Here is a 333-nt window from a genome sequence, read left to right on the forward strand (position 1 = left end):
GCAATGGATGTACCTATATCGTGCTGTTGATTCTGAAGGAAACACGATTGATTTTTATCTAAGTAAATCCAGAAATCCTAAGGCTGCAAAGCGATTTTTCAAAAAAGCTTTGCAGTCTTTTCATGCTTCAAAACCTCGTGCAATCACAGTTGATACAAACCCTGCTTATCCAATTGCTATTACAGGGTTAAAGAAAGAAAAACAGATACCGTTAGGCATTCAAATCCGACAGATAAAATATCTAAATAACATCGTAGAGCAAGACCATCGTTTCATTAAAAAACGTATACGCTCTATGTTAGGACTTAAATCTTTTCGTACAGCTACATTGAT

The 333-nt window shown here is 35.4% G+C and carries 1 protein-coding gene; it reads left to right on the forward strand.

Annotation, left to right across the window (positions count from 1 at the left end):
• Window positions 1-333: IS6 family transposase (locus JDS99_RS31155; RefSeq protein WP_199696515.1), on the forward strand; the 333-nt coding region annotated here is incomplete at both ends.

It is taken from the genome of Bacillus cereus group sp. N6, from assembly GCF_016483705.1.
In the GTDB taxonomy this organism is placed as follows: domain Bacteria; phylum Bacillota; class Bacilli; order Bacillales; family Bacillaceae_G; genus Bacillus_A; species Bacillus_A wiedmannii.